We start from the raw sequence: 20,508 nt of genomic DNA on the forward strand, positions 1-20,508 counted from the left end.
GCTAGTACTCCAAACTGTCAATATCCTGAGGATGCTGGTTGATCACCACATCCTTGACACTGGCATCGTGCATGTGAATCACGCGATCCGCAATAGGAGCTAGCGCGCTATTATGGGTCACGATAATCACCGTCGCTCCCTTTTGACGAGACATATCTTGGAGAATCTTCAAGACTTGCTTACCCGTCTGATAATCCAAGGCTCCAGTCGGTTCATCACAAAGGAGGATTTTAGGATTTTTGGCTACCGCGCGTGCAATGGAGACTCGCTGTTGCTCCCCTCCAGACAGCTGGGCTGGGAAATTATTGAGACGATGAGCCAGACCTACATCTGTCAAGACCTGCTCAGGATCCAAGGCATTTGTCACGATTTCAGAAGCCAGTTCCACATTTTCCTTAGCTGTCAGATTGGAAACTAGATTATAAAACTGGAAAACAAAACCGACATCATTTCTACGGTAATTGGTGCGCTGGTGGGAACTATAGTCTGCAATATTGACACCATCAATCCAGATTTCCCCCTCGTCGTTGGTATCCATTCCCCCGAGAAGATTAAGAACTGTTGACTTACCAGCACCTGACGCACCAAGGATAATCACCAGCTCCCCTTTTTCAATCTCAAAATTCACATCACGATTGGCCACAATCTCCGTGTCCCCAACCTGATAACGCTTGTAACAGTGTTTCATCTCAATATAAGCCATCAGACCCACCCTCTCTCAAACAAATTACTTCCTACTACCATTATAACGCTTTTTTAACTAGTTGGAAACTGCTTACATTCTCAAATCCATCAAAAAAGGCAGTCTCAAACCACTGCCTTCTATCATCTTCTTAAAAATAAAACTGAACAAAATCGCCTTTTGCTGTCGCTACTGAAATACAATCTTTCCCCATGCAATTCACTTTTGCTTTTTCTTGATTGACTTCAATTACACTTTTTTCAATACCTAGATAAGAGACGCTCAAATCTCCTCCACTCCTTGATAAAATGGTCATCTGTAAGAGTTTTTTATCCTCCCAGCGCATGCTCACTTCAAAATGTCCACGTGCCATTAAGCCTGAAACGGAACCTGATGACCAAGCATCGGGTAGGGCAGCTAGAGGCACCAGATAAGCTGTATGAGACTGGAGTAACATTTCTGCCATGCCACTAGTAGCACCAAAATTACCATCTATCTGAAAAGGTGGATGGCTACACCAAAGATTGGGTAAGGTGGATGTCTTTAACTGCTCTGCTAATAATTTATGGGCTCGATTGCCATCTCCCAAACGGGCCCAGAGATTGATCTTATTAGCCTTGGACCAGCCTGTTCCCCCATCTCCACGATCATTGAGGCTAGCACGCGCAGCTTCAAGATAGTCTTGTCCCTTATGACTAAAGAGATTTCCAGGATAGAGTCCCACCAGATGGGAAGCGTGTCGATGTTGGGCCTCCACTTTCTCATTTTGAAAATACTGCTCTTCCTCCTCATACCACTCCCTGATTCGACCAGATTGAGTGATTTGCAGAGGATTTAGTAAATCAAATTTTTCTTTGACTTCCGTCAACAAGTCCGCATCCAGCCCCAATTCTTGAGCAGCCTGAATAAAATCATGGAATAATTGCCAAATCAGAGATTGATCATAGGTATTGCCAATCGAAATCGGACCATGTTCTGGAGAATAAGACGGAGAAGAGACCCAACGTTGCGCCTGCTGATCCTTATGTAAAAAATCATTCCAAAAACGAACCGTTTCACTCAACATGGGATAAATTTTCTCCCTGAGATAGTCTTGATCCCTATAAAATGAATAGACCTCATAAACAGTTTGCATCATCCACGCATTGGAAGCTGGCGACCAACCCCAATAGTAATCCCAACCAGGTGCCGTCCAACCAAAAGGAGTCGCTTGGGTATGGACTAACCAACCATTCTCCTCCCCTTCCCGAGAGATGATTCCTGCATACTTTGCAGCTGCTAGACGACCATAAACACGTAAATCATCTATATAATTGATGACTGGAAAGGCCGTCTCTAGGAGATTGGTAACATAGGATGGCCAATAATTCATCTGAAGATTGACATTTAAGTGATAGTCCGAATTCCAAGGAGGATTGTCGACCGCATTCCAGACTCCCTGTAGGTTAGCTGGTAGCGCATCTGGGCAGTCTCTGGACGAACTAATCAATAAATACCGTCCATACTGGAAGAACAGCTCCTCCAAATCCTGCCCCTCTTGTGACTTATAATTTTTTAACAAATCATCCGTAGTGGATATGTCACCATTAGCTCCCAAATCCAATTGAACACGCTGGAATAAGGCTTGATAGTCCTCAATATGCCTTGATTTCAATTGGGTATAACCCTCTTCTTTAGCTGTCTCCACCAAGTCCTTTACCTGTTGCTCTAAATCTATTTTCTTGCGATAATTGCTAGCAGGATTTTGGGCAAAATCCGTCTTAGCCACCAAGAAGAGATTGGCATAACTGGCTCCTGATATCTGAACCTTATCTGACCAGACTCTAATGTCTCCATCCGTTTTCCAAGCTAGACAGCTAGCAAACTGCAGGTCATTGTCCTTAACCCGCCCCTTCATCAAGATATGGGAAGTAGAGATATCCAGCTGGCACTCCTTGTAATCCAGTTTTTCCTGCTCATACTTTCCATCAGAAGCCAAATCACGAGTCAGCGACAGGTCCATAGTAAAATCTAGAGTTTCCGACCCTTCCTTAGTAAAGCGCTGAACCAAGAGATCATCTGGAAAACTGGCAAAGACTTCACGTTCAAATCTCGTCCCCTTATAGACATAAGAAGTTGTCGCAAGCGCCTTACTGATATTAAGCTGTCTCTGGTAATCCGTCACCTGATACAAAGTCTTACCTTGATTGCTAAACTCTATGTGAATATCACCAAAGGACAGATAGATCCCATATTGACTCGTTTTTGGTCCAACTAGGTGCTGTTCAGCCAGTTCCTTAGCCCGATTGTAATCTCTCTTTTCCAAATCCTGCCGAATCTCAGCTAAAAAAACATACTGATCCTGAAGATTTCCACCCTGATAATCTGAACTATCAGGAAGTGGACCTCCAGACCAGAGACTTTTTTCATTAAATTGAATCCGCTCAGCACCAATAAGCCCAAATACTTTTGCCCCTAAAGAACCATTGCCTATTGGTAAGGCCTCTTCTTCCCAACCCTTATATGTTGTTGACGCTGGTTGCTTGTAGACCAATACATAATCTTGTTTTTTATTCCTTATCATACTACCATACTAACATAAAAAGCCTAGAAATCAATTCTAGACTTACAATTTTTTATTTTCCAAGGTAGTATTCAGAAACTACGTTCAATTTTTCGTCGAATTCGAATACCAATGGTGGGAAGTTAGGAATTTCCACGTCCATGATTTCGTCGTCTGACAAACCTTTGATGTGTTTTACAAGGGCACGGATTGAGTTACCGTGAGCTCCTACGAATACGTTTTTACCATCTTTAAGAGCTGGAGCGATTTTATCTTCCCAGAATGGAAGGGCACGTTCCAAAGTCACTTTCAAGTTTTCAGCATCTGGAATTACTGAGTCGTCAAGTGAAGCGTAACGACGATCAGTGTGAGCTGAGTGCTCATCATCACGATCCATGTTTGGAGGCAATACATCGTATGAACGACGCCAGATGTGAACTTGTTCATCACCAAATTGTTCAGCAGCTTCAGCTTTGTTTTTACCAGTCAAACCACCGTAGTGACGTTCGTTCAAACGCCATGATTTTTCAACTGGAACCCACAATTGGTCAGAAGCTTCAAGAGCCAAGTTTGTTGTTTTGATCGCACGTTTCAATACTGAAGTGTAAGCTTGATCAAATTCGATACCAGCTTCTTTGATCAATTTACCAGCGTCAATCGCTTGTTGTGTACCTTTTTCAGACAAATCAACATCAGCCCAACCAGTGAAAAGGTTAGCTTTGTTCCATTCAGACTCACCGTGGCGAGCAAAAACCAATTTTACCATTAGATGGATTCTCCTTTAATTTTTCCGAGGTTTCCCCTCGTTTATCTATTCTATTTTACACAATTTTTCACAAAAAAGCTAGTCAAAATCGATCAAAAAGAGAAGGGGTAAACGCCCCTTCTCCCAATAAACAGCTATTCTTGAACTTGAAATTGTTTCAAGCTTGTTAAAAAAAGGGCACCACCGGTGACAATGACGATGCCACCAATCCAGCCTAAAAATGGAATCAAGCCTACTACAGAACCTACGATTAACAAAATAGATGGTGCCATTGAAATACGCTTATCATCTTTATAGTAGATTAGAGAGAGAATTCCAAGAATTAGAGTTGCGATTTTCACTAATGTAAAAACAATGAAAATAATCGCCAAAATTACTCCTGCAAAATCTTCATTCTCAAAAATAGGTACAATCATTAATATAATTACAGGTAAAATTGCCAAGAGCGTGCCTGCGATAGTCCCAATAATTCCAGCAACTTGTGCAAGTGTTTTTGTCTTCATAACTGTCTCCTTTTATTTTAATAAGGTATATTATACCATATTTTTATTAAAGTTTTTATTTTTTAAAAAAATACAGGAATTTTTCCTGTATTTTTCTTAGACTATTTCTCTTCAAATCCTTCTGCAACTGCGTCTGCAAAGTTTTCTTCTACGATACTTGCACAGTGGTCACAAATGACGGCATGGTAGCTGCGTTCTGCTGTTGTTGGGTCGATACGACGGCAACGGTCACATACTTCACCTGCAGCGCGTTCAACAGTGAAGGCGACATCTTCGAAGCTAACGGCAACTTCTGGAGCTGGTCCTTCTGCGATGGTCAAGTCTGACACGATTAAAAGTTGAGCTACATTGCTGTTTACTGCTTCGAGTAGAGTTTTCACAACTTCGTTTGGATAAACTGTCAAGTGTGCTTCAAGCGATTTCCCGATAACTTTTGCATTACGAGCTTCTTCCAAAGCTTTTTGAGCTTGTCCACGGAAGTCCATGAAGGCAGCCCATGTATCCAAGATTTCTTCTTGATTAGCAAAAGTTTCTGCTTCTGGCAATTCTGACAATTGAACGAAGTCTTCCGCTTCAAACTCAAGATATGACCAGATTTCCTCTGCTGTATGAGGAAGGATTGGTGTCAAGAGTTTGGTAATTTTCACAAGAATGTCATAAAAGACAGTCTGCATTTGACGGCGTTCCAATGATTTGGCACCTTCGATATAAACAACATCTTTGGCAAAATCAAGGTAGAAGGCTGACAAGTCAACGTTGATAAAGTTTACCAAGGCCTTGTAAATTGTCAAGAATTCAAAGTTTGCGTAAGCATCACGAATGGTCTTAACAAGCTGGTTAAAGCGGATGGTCATGTACTTATCAACTGAACGAAGCTCATCGTAAGCTACTGTATCCTCAGCTGGGTTAAAATCAGATGTATTGGCAATCAAGAAACGAAGAGTGTTACGGATCTTACGGTAAGTTTCAGAGACTTGGCTCAAGATATCCATAGAAATACGCACGTCATTGCTTGAGTCAACACTTGTTACCCAAAGACGCAAGATTTCAGCACCAAATTGTTTTTCAACATCGCTTGGAGCAATGGTATTTCCAAGAGATTTAGACATCTTCTCACCTTTACCATCAAGGGCAAAACCTTGTGACAAGATTTGTTTGTAAGGTGCTACGCCATGGTTGGCAACAGATGTGATAAGTGATGAGTTGAACCAACCACGGTATTGGTCAGAACCTTCTAGGTAAAGGTCTGCTGGGTAAGTCAATTCAGGACGGTTTACCACAACTCCATTCCATGATGAACCTGAGTCAAACCAAACATCCATGATGTCTGTTTCTTTCTTGAACTCGCCATTTGGTGAACCTGGATGTGTAAATCCTTCTGGCAAGAGGTCTTTGGCATCACGTTCCCACCAAATGCTTGAACCATGTACTTCAAAGAGTTGAGCCACATGTTCAATAGTCTCAGCTGTCATGATAGCTGTACCGTCTTCTGCATAGAAGATTGGAAGTGGAACACCCCAAGCACGTTGGCGAGAGATAACCCAGTCGCCACGGTCACGAATCATATTGTAAAGACGGACTTTACCCCATTCTGAGTGGAATTTCACTTTTTCAATTTCGTCCAAGATTTCTTGGCGGAATTTAGAAACTGATGCAAACCATTGTGGAACTGCACGCCAGATGATTGGTTTCTTCGTACGCCAGTCAAATGGGTATGAGTGAGAGATTTCTTCTTGGGCAAGAAGCAAATCACCAAGTTTCTCAATGACAGTTGGAACCACCTTGTCATAGAATTGACCTTCAAACTCAGGACCAGCATTAGCCATCATGATACCACGTTCGTCAACAGTGACTGCGACTTCAAGACCATTAGCAATACCAACATTGTAGTCGTCCTCACCAAAACCTGGAGCTGTATGGACGATACCTGTACCAGAGTCAGTTGTAACGTGGTCACCAAGAATAACCAATTCATCTACAGCTGTATCCCATGGGTGTTCTGTTACGATGTGGTTGAGTTCTTGACCACGGTAAGTTGCTAAAACTTGAACATCAGCCCAACCAAATTTCTCAGACAAGCTAGTCAATAATTCTGCAGCAACCACAAACTTACGAGCTTCATCAGCAGGTTGAACCAAAACGTAATCAATATCTGCTCCAACTGTCAAACCACGAGAAGCTGTGATGGTAAATGGTGTAGTTGTCCAGACAACGATATAAGTATCTGTATCTAGAATACCTTTGCCATCTTTTACCTTATTGGCATAGTAAAGAGAAGTTGAAAGCAAGTCATGGTATTCAATCTCTGCCTCAGCTAGAGCCGACTCAGATGACCAAGACCAGTAAACTGGCTTGGCACCACGGTAGATATAACCCTTGTTAGCCATTTCCCCAAAGACACGGATTTGAGCTGCTTCATAGTCAGGAGTCAAAGTCACATATGGATTTTCCCAGTCACCAGAAACACCCAAACGTTTAAAATCTTCACGTTGTTTATCTACTTGTGAAAGAGCGTATTCACGGCAAAGTTTCAAGTACTCAACCAAGTCCATTTCTTTGCGTTTGACACCTTGTTTTGCCAAAACTTGCTCGATTGGTAGACCATGAGTGTCCCAACCAGGGATAAATGGTGCGTAAAAACCTGACATAGATTTTGAGCGGACAATGATATCTTTTGAAATCTTGTTCATGGCATGTCCAACGTGGATATTTCCGTTGGCGTATGGAGGGCCATCATGCAAGGTGAAATGAGGTTTTCCTTGGTTCAATTCTTGACGACGTTGGTAAAGTTTTGCATCTTCCCATTCCTTTTGCCAAACTGGCTCTTTGGTAGGAAGGCCTGCACGCATTGGGAAAGCTGTTTTCCCAAGATTAAGGGTATCTTTGAGTTTCATGGTATCTCCTTTATAAATAATAACAAATTAAAAACCACGACTTCCAAAAAGGACGAAAATCGTGGTACCACCTTTATTTGGAAAAAGATTTAATCCTTCTCCCTCTTATCCCGTAACGTGGGGAACGTCAAATCTTACTCCATTCAGACTTGATTGTTTGAGAGGATAATCTTATCATTAGGGATTACAGGACTCACACCATCTCCTGCTCGCTGAAAATATAAGGATAAGATATTGTTCTCAGATTATTTCTTATAAAATTGTAACAGATTCTTGCGGTGCCACAAAACCTGGTTCTGAATTTACAGCTTCAGTAGCAGGTGTTGGGCCTGAGTAATGGCTTGGAGCTACTTCTGGCTCTTCATACATTGGACCAACTGGATGAGCTAGACTTTCTTCAACAACAGGAGCTGGTGAAACTACTTGTTCCTGCTCGGCTCTTGCTTCGGCTTCCGCAAGTTCCTTATTAGCCGCTTCGATACGTGCTTGCAACTCTGCCATTTCCTCAGGAGAAAACTGACGAGTAATATCAATTGGTTCTTCCTCTGAATGCTGTTGTAAGACAGAGTCACCTAAAACTTCGCTAACAACTTCTTTAAAGGCCTCATCACTTGTTTGAAGATAAGTCGCTGTTGGGCGAAGAATGTCTTCCCAATCTGATGATTCAACAATTGCTAACTGACTCTCAATGGTAGATTTGAGACGTTGGTGAAAGACACGACTCTTGTTCTTCAATTCTTCTGTTTCAACAGCAACTTTCTTAGCATTATCAGTTGCGTGACGAAGAATTTCATTTGCCTTATACTTAGCTTCTTCCAATAAACGTTGTGCATCTTGCTCTGCTTGATGGATAATATTATTTGAACGTTCAGCTGCAGCTTGTTTTACTCGTTCAGCTGTGTCTTGTGCAATCAATACAGACTGGCTCAATGAATCTTTCATCTCATCAAAGTAAGACAAACGCTCTTCCAAACTCTTAATATGTAAATCCTTATCATGATTAGAGCGAACTAAATCCTCATAATCACGGACTACAATATCTAAAAATTCATCTACTTCTTCTTGATCAAACCCTCTGAAGCGTGTGCTAAAGGTTTTATCTTTGATTTCTAACGATGTAATTGGCATATTTTTCCTCACTTACTTAATAACAATTGGACCGTTAATTTCTTTTTATCTTTTTTGGTTTGCCCATTATCTCTAATGAGTTTCAATCGACCAAATTTCCTTACACTAATCAAGTCTCCAACTTGAACTGTATAATCTGATTTTTCAACTAAATGGTAATTAACTTGAACTGCCTGCTTTTCAATTAACTGATTTGCCTGATTTCTTGACAGTTTGAAGACCCCCGCTAGGAAAACATCTAATCTAGAACTAGCGATACAAATATCCAATTCTCGATAATCTTCTGCTGTAGTAATTTTCTCAGTAAAATCCCGCTCTTCTAGACGAACAGGTAGACGGGCAATTTTCGTAATGCCGTCTTGGAAAAGGAGAGTAAACTGTCGATTAATGATAATCTGTGCTCTCTCTTCATTGACTAAGATATCACCAAACAGCTTCCTATCAATTCCCAGCTGATTTAAAACAGTCCCTAATATTTTTGCATGTGTTAAACGTTCAAACTTATTAGAATAAACTATTTCTTGCAAGGATAGTTCAAAATCAGAGAATTCGGGTTCAAAATAATCAGGATACAGGAGTATTCGTACGTATTCAGTTTCAAGAAACTGCCGACTACTCATGTAGGAGATGCCCTTCGTTGATGCTAGAACCTTTAAAATCTTTTCTTGATGAGGATTTACAAAGGGGCTTAAAAAAGGAGAATAAGAATCTTCTACCTTTTTTATCCATTCGGCTCCCTTATCAATAAAAGACGAATCATTCTTAGAAAAGTGTTGATAAATCATCTTGTTCATAGAAAAATCACTAAAAGTCGAATCAATTGGTTCCCTAAAAAATGCACTAATAATACCGCAATCCAGACAGACAAGTCAAGCCCTGCAATCTGAAGGGGTAAGCGTTGTAAAGGAGCTATTATCGGTTTCACTAAGCTAATAATCAAGCGACCTAGGCGCGATTCATAAGCATTTGGGAACCAAGACATCAGAGCAAAAACGACTAAAATCAGTGAATAGATATCTACTGCATTTTGAATAAAACGAATGAGAAAGAGCATTATTTCACTCTCGTACGCTTCATGTCAAAACCAAATTCACCATTTTGTGATTCATCTGGTAAACGAATATCTTCAACATTTACAATAACATTCACTGGTGTCAACAGATACATGGTAGAAGCTACCTTTTTCAAATTTCCAGCTAGAACATGACAAGCTCCATCCAGATAATCTAAACAACGACGTGCTTGAATCTCTGTCATATATTGAAAATCAATCAAAATACTTTCGTTACCAGCTAATAAATCAACAATATCTGTAGCATCTTCGTACTTGCGTGGGTAACGAACATCAATTGTCACCTTATCTGTAGAACGTTGACTTTGCATAGCCAACTCTTGTTGACGGGCATGAAGACGAGTAATGTTTTTTTCTTTAGATGGCGTAGTTGCAACTTGTTGAGGTAACTCTTTTACGGAAGGAACTGAAGCCACAATCGGTTCCTCAGCTTTAGGCTGATAAGTAATACCAGCATCTTCTCCATCTTCTGTAAAATAATCTATAAATCTATCAAATCTATCTTTTAAAGACATATTTCTTTCCTACTTAAAAAATGCTGTACCAATTCTGACAAATGTTGAGCCAAATTCAATCGCTTCCTTGTAGTCACGACTCATACCCATACTCAAGTCCGTCATTGGCATATTGGAAATTTGTTTTTCTCTAATTTCTAGTTGCAAATCCTGTGTAGCTTTAAAAATTTCTTTCAACTCATCACTACTAGCTTCAAAAGGAGCCATAGTCATCAAGCCTACATATTCAATTTTATCTAAGGTTGCTAATTCTGGCAAGAGCTCCAGTAGTTCTTCCTTTGAAAAACCATGTTTGCTCTCTTCCCTTGAGATATTCACTTGTAAGAAACACTTAACAACTCGGTCACTTCTCTTTTGAATTTCTTCTGCTAGCTTTAATGAATCCAAAGCGTGGAAATAATCAACATACTGAATGACATCTTTGACCTTGCGTCTTTGCAAGGTTCCAATCAAATGCCAGGTAATATTTCTATCTTTTAAAGCTTCATATTTCTCAAGGAACTTATCTACACGATTTTCACCAATATGATGCACACCTAGCGGAAGCAAAGCCTCCGCTGTCGGCACGTCTACATATTTTGTAACAGCAAGAACTGAAACAGAATTATCTTCTCTTCCTGCCTGCTGACTTGCATCTTTTACTTGTTGAAAAACACGTTCTGTATTTTCTTTCAAATTCATTTACTTAACGATTTTTGAAAAATGGAGGAGTTTCTAATTCATCCTCTTCTAAAGATGGTGCTTCGAAACGTTCAACTGGTGATACAACTGAATCAGTTGGACGAACAATCGTCTCACGTCGCAAATCCCAATCACCAAAAGCAGAACCTTGAGTTTGTTCCAATCGACGTTGATTTTGTTTTGGCAATTCAGCTGTTTCTGCCATATCAAAATGACGATCAAAGCCATGTGAATGAGCTGGTTTCACTGTCTCACGGTAGTTAGTAGTAGGTCTAGCTTGTGGAACTACTACCTTTTCAACACGATCTTGACGAACACCTGTTGCAACAACTGTTACGCGAATTTCATCACGCATGCTTTCATCAATAGATGTTCCGAGCCAGATGTTCACTCCTTGACCAGCTGCTTGGTTAACGATTTCCGATGCTTCTTCTGCTTCAATCAAAGTCAAGTCAAGTCCGCCAGTAACGTTGACGATAACATCCTCAGCACCATCAATCGTTGTTTCAAGAAGTGGTGAGTAGATTGCTTTACGAGCTGCTTCTACTACACGTTCTTCTCCACTACCGATACCAATACCCATTAAGGCGTTCCCTTTATTTGCCATAACTGTTTTCACATCGGCAAAGTCAAGGTTAATCAATCCTGGGTTGGTAATCAAATCGGTAATTCCTTGAACACCTTGACGAAGAACGTTATCCGCTTCGCTAAGTGCTTCAAGAAGAGGAGTTTTCTTATCAACAATTTCAAGCAAGTTGTTGTTTGAAATAATCAATAGAGTATCTACATGTTCGCGAAGTTGATTGATTCCTTCAACAGCAAATTGTCCACGTTTGCTTCCTTCAAAACCAAACGGACGTGTTACAACACCAACTGTAAGAGCACCTAAATCTTTAGCAATACGGGCAATAACAGGAGCTGCACCAGTACCTGATCCTCCACCCATACCAGCAGTAATGAAGACCATATCCGCTCCACTGATAGCAGCTGTCAATGTTTCTTCGCTCTCTTCAGCAGCTTTTCGACCAACTTCAGGTTGACCTCCAGCACCCAAACCACGAGTCAATTTAGGTCCCAACTGAATAACAGTCTCAGCTTTTGTACTACTCAATGCTTGTACATCTGTGTTTGCTGCGATAAATTCTACGCCTGTAACACCTTCGTCGACCATACGGTTGATGGCATTGCCACCACCTCCACCGACACCAATTACTTTAATCACTGCACCTTGAGCAGCAGCTGTATCAAATGAAAATGTCATAATTTATTTTTCCTCTTTATTCGTCAAACATGCTTCCGATCAAGCCACGGAAACGATCTGCTAATTTCGGTTTATTTTGTGAAGCTTGTTGGAAATCCGCCATTGGTTCTGTAGGAGCCACCGGGTCTACTTCTGGAGTAGGAGCTGGTTGAACAGGCGTTGATTGTACAAACTGAGCTGTTTTCTGAATCATTCCCCCAAAACTAATTGGTTGATGAGTCAGAGCAACTTCACCCTTGACTGCTCGTTGAGCCAAAAGATTGACTTCTGTCAATTGTCCAGCGAATTCCGATAGACTAATCACATGCGCAAAGGCTGGATTGCGAATACCAACTTGGTTTGGAACATAGAGTTTGACACGAACGCCAAAGACTTCTTGAGCCAATTCTACCATACCCGGTAAAATAGCATTTCCACCGATCAAAACAATTCCACCAGGAAGATCCAATAAATGTCTTCTCTCCAAGTCTTGTTTGATTTGTTCAAAGATATGCTTGATTCGTGCAGAAATAATCTCTGACAAGTAATTTTCTGTTACTTCAACAGGTTCTACTTCCCCGATCACTTCAACTTGGAATGTTTCTTTACTTGCGAGAGGAGGATAAGCCTCTCCATAGTTTAATTTCAAACCTTCGGCTAGTTTCTGTGATGTCTTCAAGACTTTAGAGATATCCTTAGTTACATAATCTCCGCCTTCTTGGAGAATATTGGTGAACTGGAGTTCTTGGTTACGAATTGTAGCGACAGTCGTTTGACCTGCCCCCATATCAATCACTGTAGTACCAAATTCACGTTCACCTTCGTTCAAAACTGATTGAACCATTGCTAGTGGTGAAATGATAACATTTTCAACCTGAACACCTGCACGTTCAACTGTCTTACGCAAATTGTGCAAGATAGTACGAGGGCCTGTATAAAGCAAGCCACGCATTTCAAGGCGAACCCCCATCATGCCACGTGGGTCACGAATTCCTTGGAAACCATCCACAATAAATTCTTCAGGAATAAAGGTAATGACTTCACGGTCAGGTGTCATACTCTTTGTCAAAGCTGATTTGACAACATTTTCAACATCTTGATCCGTAATTTCCTTGGTATCAGATGTTACTGGAATCATCCCTTGAGTTGGTTCTACCTGCAGAAGATTTCCAGGCAAGCCGACATTCACTGATTTAATCGAAATGCCTGCCTTTTCTTCTGCTTGGGAAATAGCTGATTTGATAGCAGTTGCTGCTGCATCAATATCAACAATGATTCCATCCTTTACACCTTTACTTTTGGCATTACTCACGCCAATTACATTTAATTCACCATTTCTCTGCTCGGCTACAAGCACCTTAACAGAGCTTGTTCCAATATCTAGACCTGTAAAAAAGCCTTCTCTAGCCATTACATCGCATCCTCTCTATCTTCCAAGTTTCTCACTTCGTAATATTCCATAGCTAAACATGGGCATAGCTATTCACAGAATATTATAACACAAAAAATCTGATTGTGCTTAGTTTTTCCTAAATTTACTAGCCAATTTTTAGTTTTTCTGTTCAAAAATTCATTCACTGTAAACTTTATCAACAATCTATCTAGTGTACAAAAAGAAAGCTCATTTCTAAGCTTTCTTTGCAATCATTTTTTCTGCTTCTTGTTCTAAAAATAGTTCCAAGATTTTCTTTGTCAACGTAATCGCTGCTGACAAGGCTACAGAAACGATTAAATAATTAGCCACTAAGCCGTGATCCCCAACCAATGGCGGTTTTGTCAAGAATCCGTAATCTCCACCTGTTACCAAATTGACCACAAAAATCAAGGCATTTAGGGCAAAAGTCATGATAAAAATTCTCTTCACATCTAGCAATCGTGCATCATACTGTCTCAATAGATAAACCAGTGAGTTCCCCAATAGAGCTAAGTGCCCAAAGATAAAGGATAAAATCGCAATATGGGGGAAAGGATAGGCATCTGGCACTGGATAAACAAAGGCCGCTAATGTCCCAAATGTTCCTAGTAATGCAAAATACTGCCTATATTTGGACTGCCCAGGAAGCAAAAGTACCACAAACATGGCCATACGGCAATGGTAAAAGGGTAAACTTTCTGACAGTGGCATATGATTGACCCAGTACCAACCATAAAGAAGGATTAACTGAACTGCCTGTAAAATCTGAAAAAATCGTTGATAACCCTTCTTTTCACGATAACGATAGGCTGTATAAAAGGTCAAGGCTAAGAGTGTAAATATACTCACGTACCAAAAAAGGTCAAATTTGGGTGGCTCTGTTGCTTGGGTCGTAAAGAAAATATCCCATAAATTCATCTAGTATTCCTCATGATTCAAAATTTTCCTGAATATTATTATACCATGCTATTTGTCAAAAATGGATTTAAAAATACGATAATCATCTTCTTAGTCAAGATATTGCTCCCTCTGACCTTGATAAACCTGCCAAAGAATCTCTATTTGCTCCTTGGTAATGCGTTTTTCAGATAAGGCTGGCAGTTGATCAATGGCAAAAAATTGAAGGTCTGCAATTTCTTGATTTTCTTGGAATTGTCCATCGAGAAACTTACATTCAAAAACAAACTTTGCATATTGTTTACTCTGTAGTTGGAAACGATTGGTATCAAAAACAGCTAGTAGTCGTTCAACTTTGGCTTTAAAACCGGTTTCTTCTTCAATTTCCTTGAGAATATTTTCAGTTGATGAATAACCGACCTCGCCAAAGCCACCTGGCAAAGCCCAATCATTCTCTCCTTGTCCCCTAACCAGACAAATTTTTTCATCCTCAACTATCCAAGCACGGACGTCCATTAAAGGAGTCGCATAAGCGGAGGTCGGTTTCAAGAGTTCTGCCACTTCGTCTGCATCAAGGTCTGATGCCTGATTCAACATTTCAGATAAAAGGCCTCGCAAGTCTTCGTAGCGCTCACGGTCGAAAGGATCTTTTGTAAAGGTTAATCCAGTATCTGTAAGGGCAATCATTCTTTGAAGATACTTGGCAAAATCACTAGCATTCATTTTCTAAACTTTCTACCAACTTAGCTAGATTCATAGAGTTAGAACCTTTGAGCAGGATTTGGTCATTGATTCCAAGACTTTCCTTTACCTGCTTGACTAAGTCTTCAAATTGGTCTTGGTCTTCTGTTTTCTTGAAGTAGTAAACGTGGCCAATTGGGAACATTTGACTGGCCAGTTGAGCTAATTCAGCAATGTCTTCTCCGTAGAAAATCACGGTATCAAGTACATCTGGTGAGAGGCTCAAAATCATCTGGTTATGGAGTTGAACAGACTGGTCACCGAGTTCCTTCATATCCGCCAAGACTGCAATTTTCTTGCCACCTTCATTGGCTGGAATAGCAGAGAAAGTCTCTAAAATCAATTTCATAGCAGTCGGATTGGCATTGTAAACATCTGACAGAATGTCTGCTCCATTGGCTGCTTTCTTCCACTCGGTACGGTTACGTGTCAATTCAAGATGTTGGAAGGCTTGACGAATTTGCTCCTCTGAAACTCCTTCTTGTAGGGCAACATAGGATGCAATCATAGCATTGGTGGCATTGTACTTACCAGTCACTGGTAAATCAAGAGCTTGTTCCAAGAAATTAGCCTTAAAGGTCAGACTATCCTTGCGCTCAACCAGGTCTATAATTTCCAACTCTGCCCCTTGCCCAAAACGGACTACCTTTTTATCAGTTGGCAAGTAGTCCTCTACAATAGGGTCAGCTGGCGCCAAAAGTAAAGAACCTGAAGCCATGCCATCAGCAATTTGCATTTTTCCTTTAGCAATCTCAGAACGGTCTTTGAAAAAGGCCAAATGGGCTTCTCCAACCAAGGTCACAATGGCTGTCTTTGGATGAGCCAATTCAGACAAGAGATGAATATCTCCCAAGTGATCCTGCCCCATCTCCAAGACCAACTTTTCTGTTCCTTCAGGCATGTGGAGAACTGTGTAGGGAAGGCCAATCTCGTTATTGTAGTTGCCTTGTGTTTTGTATGTTTTGTAGCTTGTTGATAGCAAGTGCGCTAACATATCCTTGGTCGTTGTCTTGCCATTTGAACCCGTAACAGCAAAGACATCAACAGCTGTTTTCTCAAGATAGTAGGCAGCTAGTGATTGAAAGGCAGTCAATACGTCATCTACTAAAATGTAGGGATGGTTTGCAATTTCTTTCTCAGACAGAGTTACTGCGGCGCCATTTTCAAAAGCTGTTTCGATAAAGTCATGGCCATCACGCGCACCTTTTAGGGGCACAAATAAGTCCCCTGCAGCAATCAAACGACTATCAAATTCCGCCTTAACTAGTGGACTATCTGGATAAATTGTCACATCATTTTTAGCCCCTACAACTTGGGCCACTTCATGGATTGTTAATTTCATTTCTACTCCTTTAAAAAGGGTCGGAGCCCGAGAACTCTAGTCACCTTGCAGTGATGGTTCTGGCTCCTACCCCTTCTTTCATTTTTATAGCAAATGCGCTTCGCGCTTGTCAAAACTTTCCTTGGCAAGGTCCACCAAACGCTCGATTAGATCTGGGTAGCTGATTCCCATATTGTCCCAAAGCAGTGGGTACATAGACCACTGGGTGAAACCTGGCATGGTATTGAGTTCATTCAAGAAAATCTCTCCCTTATCTGTATAGAAGAAATCACAACGAGAGAGACCGAGGCCACCAATGGCACGAAAGGCTGTTTCTGCATTTTGACGCATGACAGCTACCACGTCATCACTGATTTTAGCTGGGATATCCATGGTAATCTTGTTGTCAATATACTTGGCATCGTAGTCATAAAAGGCAACATCCTTGACTACTTCTCCTGGTAGCGTACTCTTGACATCGTAGTTGCCCAAGAGACCAACCTCGATTTCACGAGCATTTACCCCTTGCTCTACCAAGACACGGCTGTCATATTGGAAGGCAAGTTTCAAGGCTTGACGGAGTTCTTCTTGATTTTCAGACTTAGAAATACCGACACTAGAACCCATGTTTGATGGTTTTGTGAAGACTGGATAAGTCAATTTTTCTTCAACTTCGGCAATTTTAGCAGTCACATCATCACCTTCGACGATGGCCACATAGGGAACTTGGGCAATCCCGACAGATTCTAGAACACGCTTGGTGGTGATTTTATCCATGGCAAGACTTGATGACAAGATGTTGCAACCAACATAAGGCATTTTCAAAACTTCAAGGAAACCTTGAACAGAGCCATCTTCTCCCATCGGACCGTGAAGGACTGGAAAGACTACTGCTCCTTCTTCGTAGATGGCACTTGGTGCAACTTTCTTATCCCAAGCAATGGTTTCATTGGTCATGAGACGATCCTCTTGACCTGGAGTCTGGCTAAATTCTTGCGTTTTAATAAAGTCACCCGACTGGCTGATGAAGAAAGTCTTGACTGTGAAACGGTCGTAGTTGACCGCACGCATCACACTCTCAGCTGAAAGAACAGAGACTTCACGCTCTGCACTACGTCCACCGTATAAAAGAATAATCGTTTGTTTCATATTATTTGTTCCAATTCTAATAGAATACTCGTTCTTTAGTATATCATATTTGCTTCTTTTTTGAAACTTGAACCTGATACTGGTCTTCAATAAATCTAAAAAGAGACCGATAAAACAACTGTCGATCTCCGTGATTTTTGTATAAATGAATTGAGTGTGTTAATTTGTCTAGACTTACAACTCTGTTCGATTTTCAATGGCTCGCAAGAGTGTCACTTCGTCCGCATACTCAATGTCCGCTCCGACAGCGAGACCTCGTGCTAGACGCGTAACCTTGATACCAGCTGGCTTGAGCAAACGAGAAAGATACATGGATGTCGCTTCACCATCTGCTGTGGCATTGGTTGCTACGATTACCTCTGAAACTTCACTATCCATCAGACGAGTCATGAGGCTCTTGAGATTGATATCGTCCGGACTGATACCATTCATGGGAGAAATAAGACCATGTAAAACATGATAGAGTCCATGGTATTCTTGAATGTTCTCCATGGCTGCCACATCGCGACTATCCTCTAGCACCAAAATCGTTGTCTGGTCACGACTTGGATCGGTACAGATAGAGCAAGGATCGTCATCAGTCAGGCGACCGCAGATGGAACAGTAGGTCAGCTCTCTCTTAGCAGAAAGGAGATTTTTAGCAAATTCATTGACATCGTCATCAGACATTCCAATAGTATAGAAGGCCAGACGGGTAGCCGTCTTAATCCCGATACCCGGTAACTTAGAATAACTGTCAATTAGCTTGGCAATAGGTGTTGGATAAAGCATATGTTCCTTTCTAATTCATTGGATGATGTTGGTTATAGAGGTTGATAATATCGCGCGCAATGGAAGGTCCGACACCATTTGACAAATTTGTGTTATGCGGGAAGACAACAGCTACAGCGATTTGAGGATTATCTGATGGTGCATAGGCCACAGCATTGGTATTGTTAGCTTTTTGACCTCCCGCAACATAACTTTCGGCAGTACCTGTTTTACCACTAATGGATACAGCTGCACCATTTGAAAAGGCACGACCAGTTGTCAAAGCACTACCACCATGTGAAACTTGATAAAATCCTTGTTGCAGAATAGACATATCTGACTCTGAGATATTAATCTTATTCATTTCTTTGCTAGTCGTCTCTTGAAGCAGATTGCCTAAGCCACCTTGTTCATTATTTCCATAAATTCCCTCAACAATGTGAGGTGCAATCCGAACACCATTGTTGGCAATGGTTCCAACATACTGAGCCAATTGCATAGGAGTATAGTTATCAAACTGACCAAAAGCATTGGTAATGTAATTAGCAAAATTATACTCTTTTGGTATAAAACCAGTTGACTCATCTGGAAGGTCAATGCCTGTTGAGGCTCCAAGGCCATATTCCGCAAATGTCGAACGAAGTTTCCCCATGGCGGATTCTAAATTGTTAGTTAAAACAAACATATTGGGTTGATAGGTCTGACCCATAATGCCCAAAGCCGTTTGAACCATATAGGCATTAGAAGAATACTCCAAGGCTTCCACCGCTGTAATCGGGAATGAACCGTAGGCCTGAGTGTACCAAGAATTAATCGGAGCTGAACCTTGGAAGACAATCGGTTGGTCTGTCAAGGTCAGGTTCCCTGACAAGACTCCATTTTCCCAACCTGAGCTGATGGTAGCGGCCTTAACTACTGACCCTGGCACAAACACGTCGGTGACTGTCCCTAAGGAATCTGAACTCAATTTACCTGACTCAGTATCATGCTTGATCCCAGACATGGCAAGGACGGCTCCTGTTTTAGGATTAAGTGCTACTGCATACACTCCTTCAGAATATCTAGCTCCTCCGTTACCTAGCTCCGAATTAAAATAACTCTTAAGCAGATCATCCACTCCATTTTGGAAAGCTAGGTCAATCGTTAGTTTGATGTTGTTCCCTTTGCTTCCTTCCTCTACATTTTCAACACTTTCCATGTTGCCATGTTTATCAAGATGTACTTCTTTAACAGAACGTTTTCCCTGTAGTACTTCTTCGTACTGCTTTTCAAGATACGAAGTCCCCACTCGGTCATTCAGAGAGTAGCCTTTTTTCAAATAAGCATCCACTTCCTCTGCTGGAAGACCTGATTTTTCACTTGATACACTACCTACAATTGAAGACAAAGAAGTGTCTAGGACTTTTCTATCCCATGAAGTAGAAATGCTAATTCCTGGTAAGTCTTTGGATGCCGAAGCGACAAGAGCAACTTGTGTGTCATCTAAAGAATCCGTTACGATTGTTCCTGTAGCAAAATTTTCAACAGTATTTAGCTGACTAAATAAATAAATTTCTTTTTTCTGATCATCCGTATAGTTGAGCTGACTCACATCAACACTTTCCACCGCATTGTTGTAGAGAGTTGCTTCCGAAAGAAGATTTCCATCCGAATCCAAACGCTTATCACGTGGCAAAGCATCGACTATTTTTTTATAAATTTCTTGGTCAGCCAAGTAATAATCAGCAATCTGACGGTCTGTAAGATTAGGAGAGCTGACATTCACATAAGTAAGAAGTTTTTTTGCAGTCTCTTTGAGTTCAGCTGCCGTCATCTTGTTAGTCCTTGTAAAAGACACAACTTGCTTGATGGTATTTTCAACAAGAGGTTTCCCCGTTGCATCGTAGATTTGTCCTCGAGCCGAACTAGTTGTCACTCTCGTTTGACTTGCTGATGCTAATTTCGTTTCGTAAAAGTCTTTATTTAATACCTGCATATAAAGAAGACGACCAATAATCGTCATAAAAAGCAAGATAACTATTCCAAATAGTAGATTAAGCCGAATCGGAATCGAATGACTATTAAATTTTCTCATACAACCATGTCTCATTTCTAGAAAAATTTCCATCTTCTATCCCATTTTCACTAAAAAATATAAAACTTGAAAGAAGATTATTACTCTTCATTGTATCATATTTTAAGGAGAAACTCTTAGAAAAATCGATACCTTTTTT

18 protein-coding genes and 1 pseudogene are annotated in these 20,508 nt (G+C 40.9%); all 19 read right to left on the bottom strand.

Annotation, left to right across the window (positions count from 1 at the left end; all coding sequences use genetic code 11):
• Position 1 precedes the first annotated feature (1 nt).
• Positions 2-703 (bottom strand): ABC transporter ATP-binding protein, encoded by a 702-nt coding sequence (locus HMPREF0851_RS10615; RefSeq protein WP_000323374.1) that lies wholly within the window; start codon positions 701-703, stop codon positions 2-4.
• A 130-nt stretch (positions 704-833) separates the two neighbouring features.
• Entirely contained in the window at positions 834-3,245 is a 2,412-nt protein-coding gene (locus HMPREF0851_RS10620) for a glycosyl hydrolase family 95 catalytic domain-containing protein (protein ID WP_009014314.1), read from the bottom strand.
• A 52-nt stretch (positions 3,246-3,297) separates the two neighbouring features.
• Complete coding sequence (locus HMPREF0851_RS10625; protein ID WP_000240129.1) at positions 3,298-3,990, bottom strand: phosphoglycerate mutase; 693 nt, start codon at positions 3,988-3,990, stop codon at positions 3,298-3,300.
• Between the two features lie 134 nt (positions 3,991-4,124).
• Positions 4,125-4,493, bottom strand: a complete 369-nt coding sequence (locus HMPREF0851_RS10630; RefSeq protein WP_000853144.1) for a hypothetical protein — start codon at positions 4,491-4,493, stop codon at positions 4,125-4,127.
• A 101-nt stretch (positions 4,494-4,594) separates the two neighbouring features.
• On the bottom strand, positions 4,595-7,387 hold the full coding sequence (ileS, locus tag HMPREF0851_RS10635) for an isoleucine--tRNA ligase (RefSeq protein ID WP_000768053.1): 2,793 nt from the start codon (positions 7,385-7,387) through the stop codon (positions 4,595-4,597).
• Positions 7,388-7,639: 252 nt separating this feature from the next.
• Positions 7,640-8,515, bottom strand: a complete 876-nt coding sequence (locus HMPREF0851_RS10645) for a DivIVA domain-containing protein (RefSeq protein ID WP_001123208.1) — start codon at positions 8,513-8,515, stop codon at positions 7,640-7,642.
• Between the two features lie 8 nt (positions 8,516-8,523).
• Positions 8,524-9,309 (bottom strand): RNA-binding protein, encoded by a 786-nt coding sequence (locus HMPREF0851_RS10650; RefSeq protein ID WP_001038445.1) that lies wholly within the window; start codon positions 9,307-9,309, stop codon positions 8,524-8,526.
• Positions 9,306-9,569 carry a YggT family protein gene (locus HMPREF0851_RS10655; RefSeq protein WP_000898130.1) on the bottom strand — a complete coding sequence of 88 codons (264 nt, stop codon included), beginning with the start codon at positions 9,567-9,569 and terminating at the stop codon, positions 9,306-9,308. Before HMPREF0851_RS10655 ends, HMPREF0851_RS10650 begins: the two co-directional genes overlap by 4 nt.
• Positions 9,569-10,102, bottom strand: a complete 534-nt coding sequence (locus tag HMPREF0851_RS10660) for a cell division protein SepF (protein WP_000053391.1) — start codon at positions 10,100-10,102, stop codon at positions 9,569-9,571. The genes HMPREF0851_RS10655 and HMPREF0851_RS10660 overlap by 1 nt, the downstream gene beginning before the upstream one ends.
• A 9-nt stretch (positions 10,103-10,111) precedes the next feature.
• A complete protein-coding gene (locus HMPREF0851_RS10665; RefSeq protein ID WP_001049395.1) occupies positions 10,112-10,783 on the bottom strand; it encodes a YggS family pyridoxal phosphate-dependent enzyme in 672 nt (223 codons plus the stop codon).
• 4 nt (positions 10,784-10,787) lie between these two features.
• The gene (ftsZ, locus tag HMPREF0851_RS10670) at positions 10,788-12,044 is read right to left on the bottom strand and encodes a cell division protein FtsZ (RefSeq protein WP_000144266.1); all 1,257 of its coding nucleotides are present in this window, start codon (positions 12,042-12,044) and stop codon (positions 10,788-10,790) included.
• A 16-nt stretch (positions 12,045-12,060) separates the two neighbouring features.
• On the bottom strand, positions 12,061-12,267 hold the full coding sequence (locus HMPREF0851_RS16785) for a cell division protein FtsA C-terminal domain-containing protein (protein ID WP_416068970.1): 207 nt from the start codon (positions 12,265-12,267) through the stop codon (positions 12,061-12,063).
• Positions 12,243-13,434 (bottom strand): annotated as a pseudogene (gene ftsA, locus HMPREF0851_RS10675) (cell division protein FtsA); the annotation flags it as partial. The gene HMPREF0851_RS16785 and the pseudogene ftsA, both read right to left, overlap by 25 nt.
• A gap of 216 nt (positions 13,435-13,650) precedes the next feature.
• The gene (locus tag HMPREF0851_RS10680; RefSeq protein ID WP_001055235.1) at positions 13,651-14,355 is read right to left on the bottom strand and encodes a TIGR02206 family membrane protein; all 705 of its coding nucleotides are present in this window, start codon (positions 14,353-14,355) and stop codon (positions 13,651-13,653) included.
• A 90-nt stretch (positions 14,356-14,445) separates the two neighbouring features.
• Positions 14,446-15,057 carry an NUDIX hydrolase N-terminal domain-containing protein gene (locus HMPREF0851_RS10685; protein WP_000994191.1) on the bottom strand — a complete coding sequence of 204 codons (612 nt, stop codon included), beginning with the start codon at positions 15,055-15,057 and terminating at the stop codon, positions 14,446-14,448.
• The gene (locus HMPREF0851_RS10690; RefSeq protein WP_000778757.1) at positions 15,047-16,417 is read right to left on the bottom strand and encodes a UDP-N-acetylmuramoyl-tripeptide--D-alanyl-D-alanine ligase; all 1,371 of its coding nucleotides are present in this window, start codon (positions 16,415-16,417) and stop codon (positions 15,047-15,049) included. Before HMPREF0851_RS10690 ends, HMPREF0851_RS10685 begins: the two co-directional genes overlap by 11 nt.
• Before the next feature lie 84 nt (positions 16,418-16,501).
• Positions 16,502-17,545 carry a D-alanine--D-alanine ligase gene (locus HMPREF0851_RS10695; protein WP_000814679.1) on the bottom strand — a complete coding sequence of 348 codons (1,044 nt, stop codon included), beginning with the start codon at positions 17,543-17,545 and terminating at the stop codon, positions 16,502-16,504.
• Between the two features lie 174 nt (positions 17,546-17,719).
• Positions 17,720-18,316: a recombination mediator RecR gene (gene recR / locus HMPREF0851_RS10700; protein ID WP_000966748.1), complete on the bottom strand. Its 597-nt coding sequence runs from the start codon at positions 18,314-18,316 to the stop codon at positions 17,720-17,722.
• A 10-nt stretch (positions 18,317-18,326) separates the two neighbouring features.
• Positions 18,327-20,384, bottom strand: coding sequence for a penicillin-binding protein PBP2B (pbp2b, locus tag HMPREF0851_RS10705; RefSeq protein WP_009014315.1), 2,058 nt, complete (start codon positions 20,382-20,384; stop codon positions 18,327-18,329).
• Between the last annotated feature and the right edge of the window lie 124 nt (positions 20,385-20,508).

The organism is Streptococcus sp. M334, assembly GCF_000187745.1.
In the GTDB taxonomy this organism is placed as follows: domain Bacteria; phylum Bacillota; class Bacilli; order Lactobacillales; family Streptococcaceae; genus Streptococcus.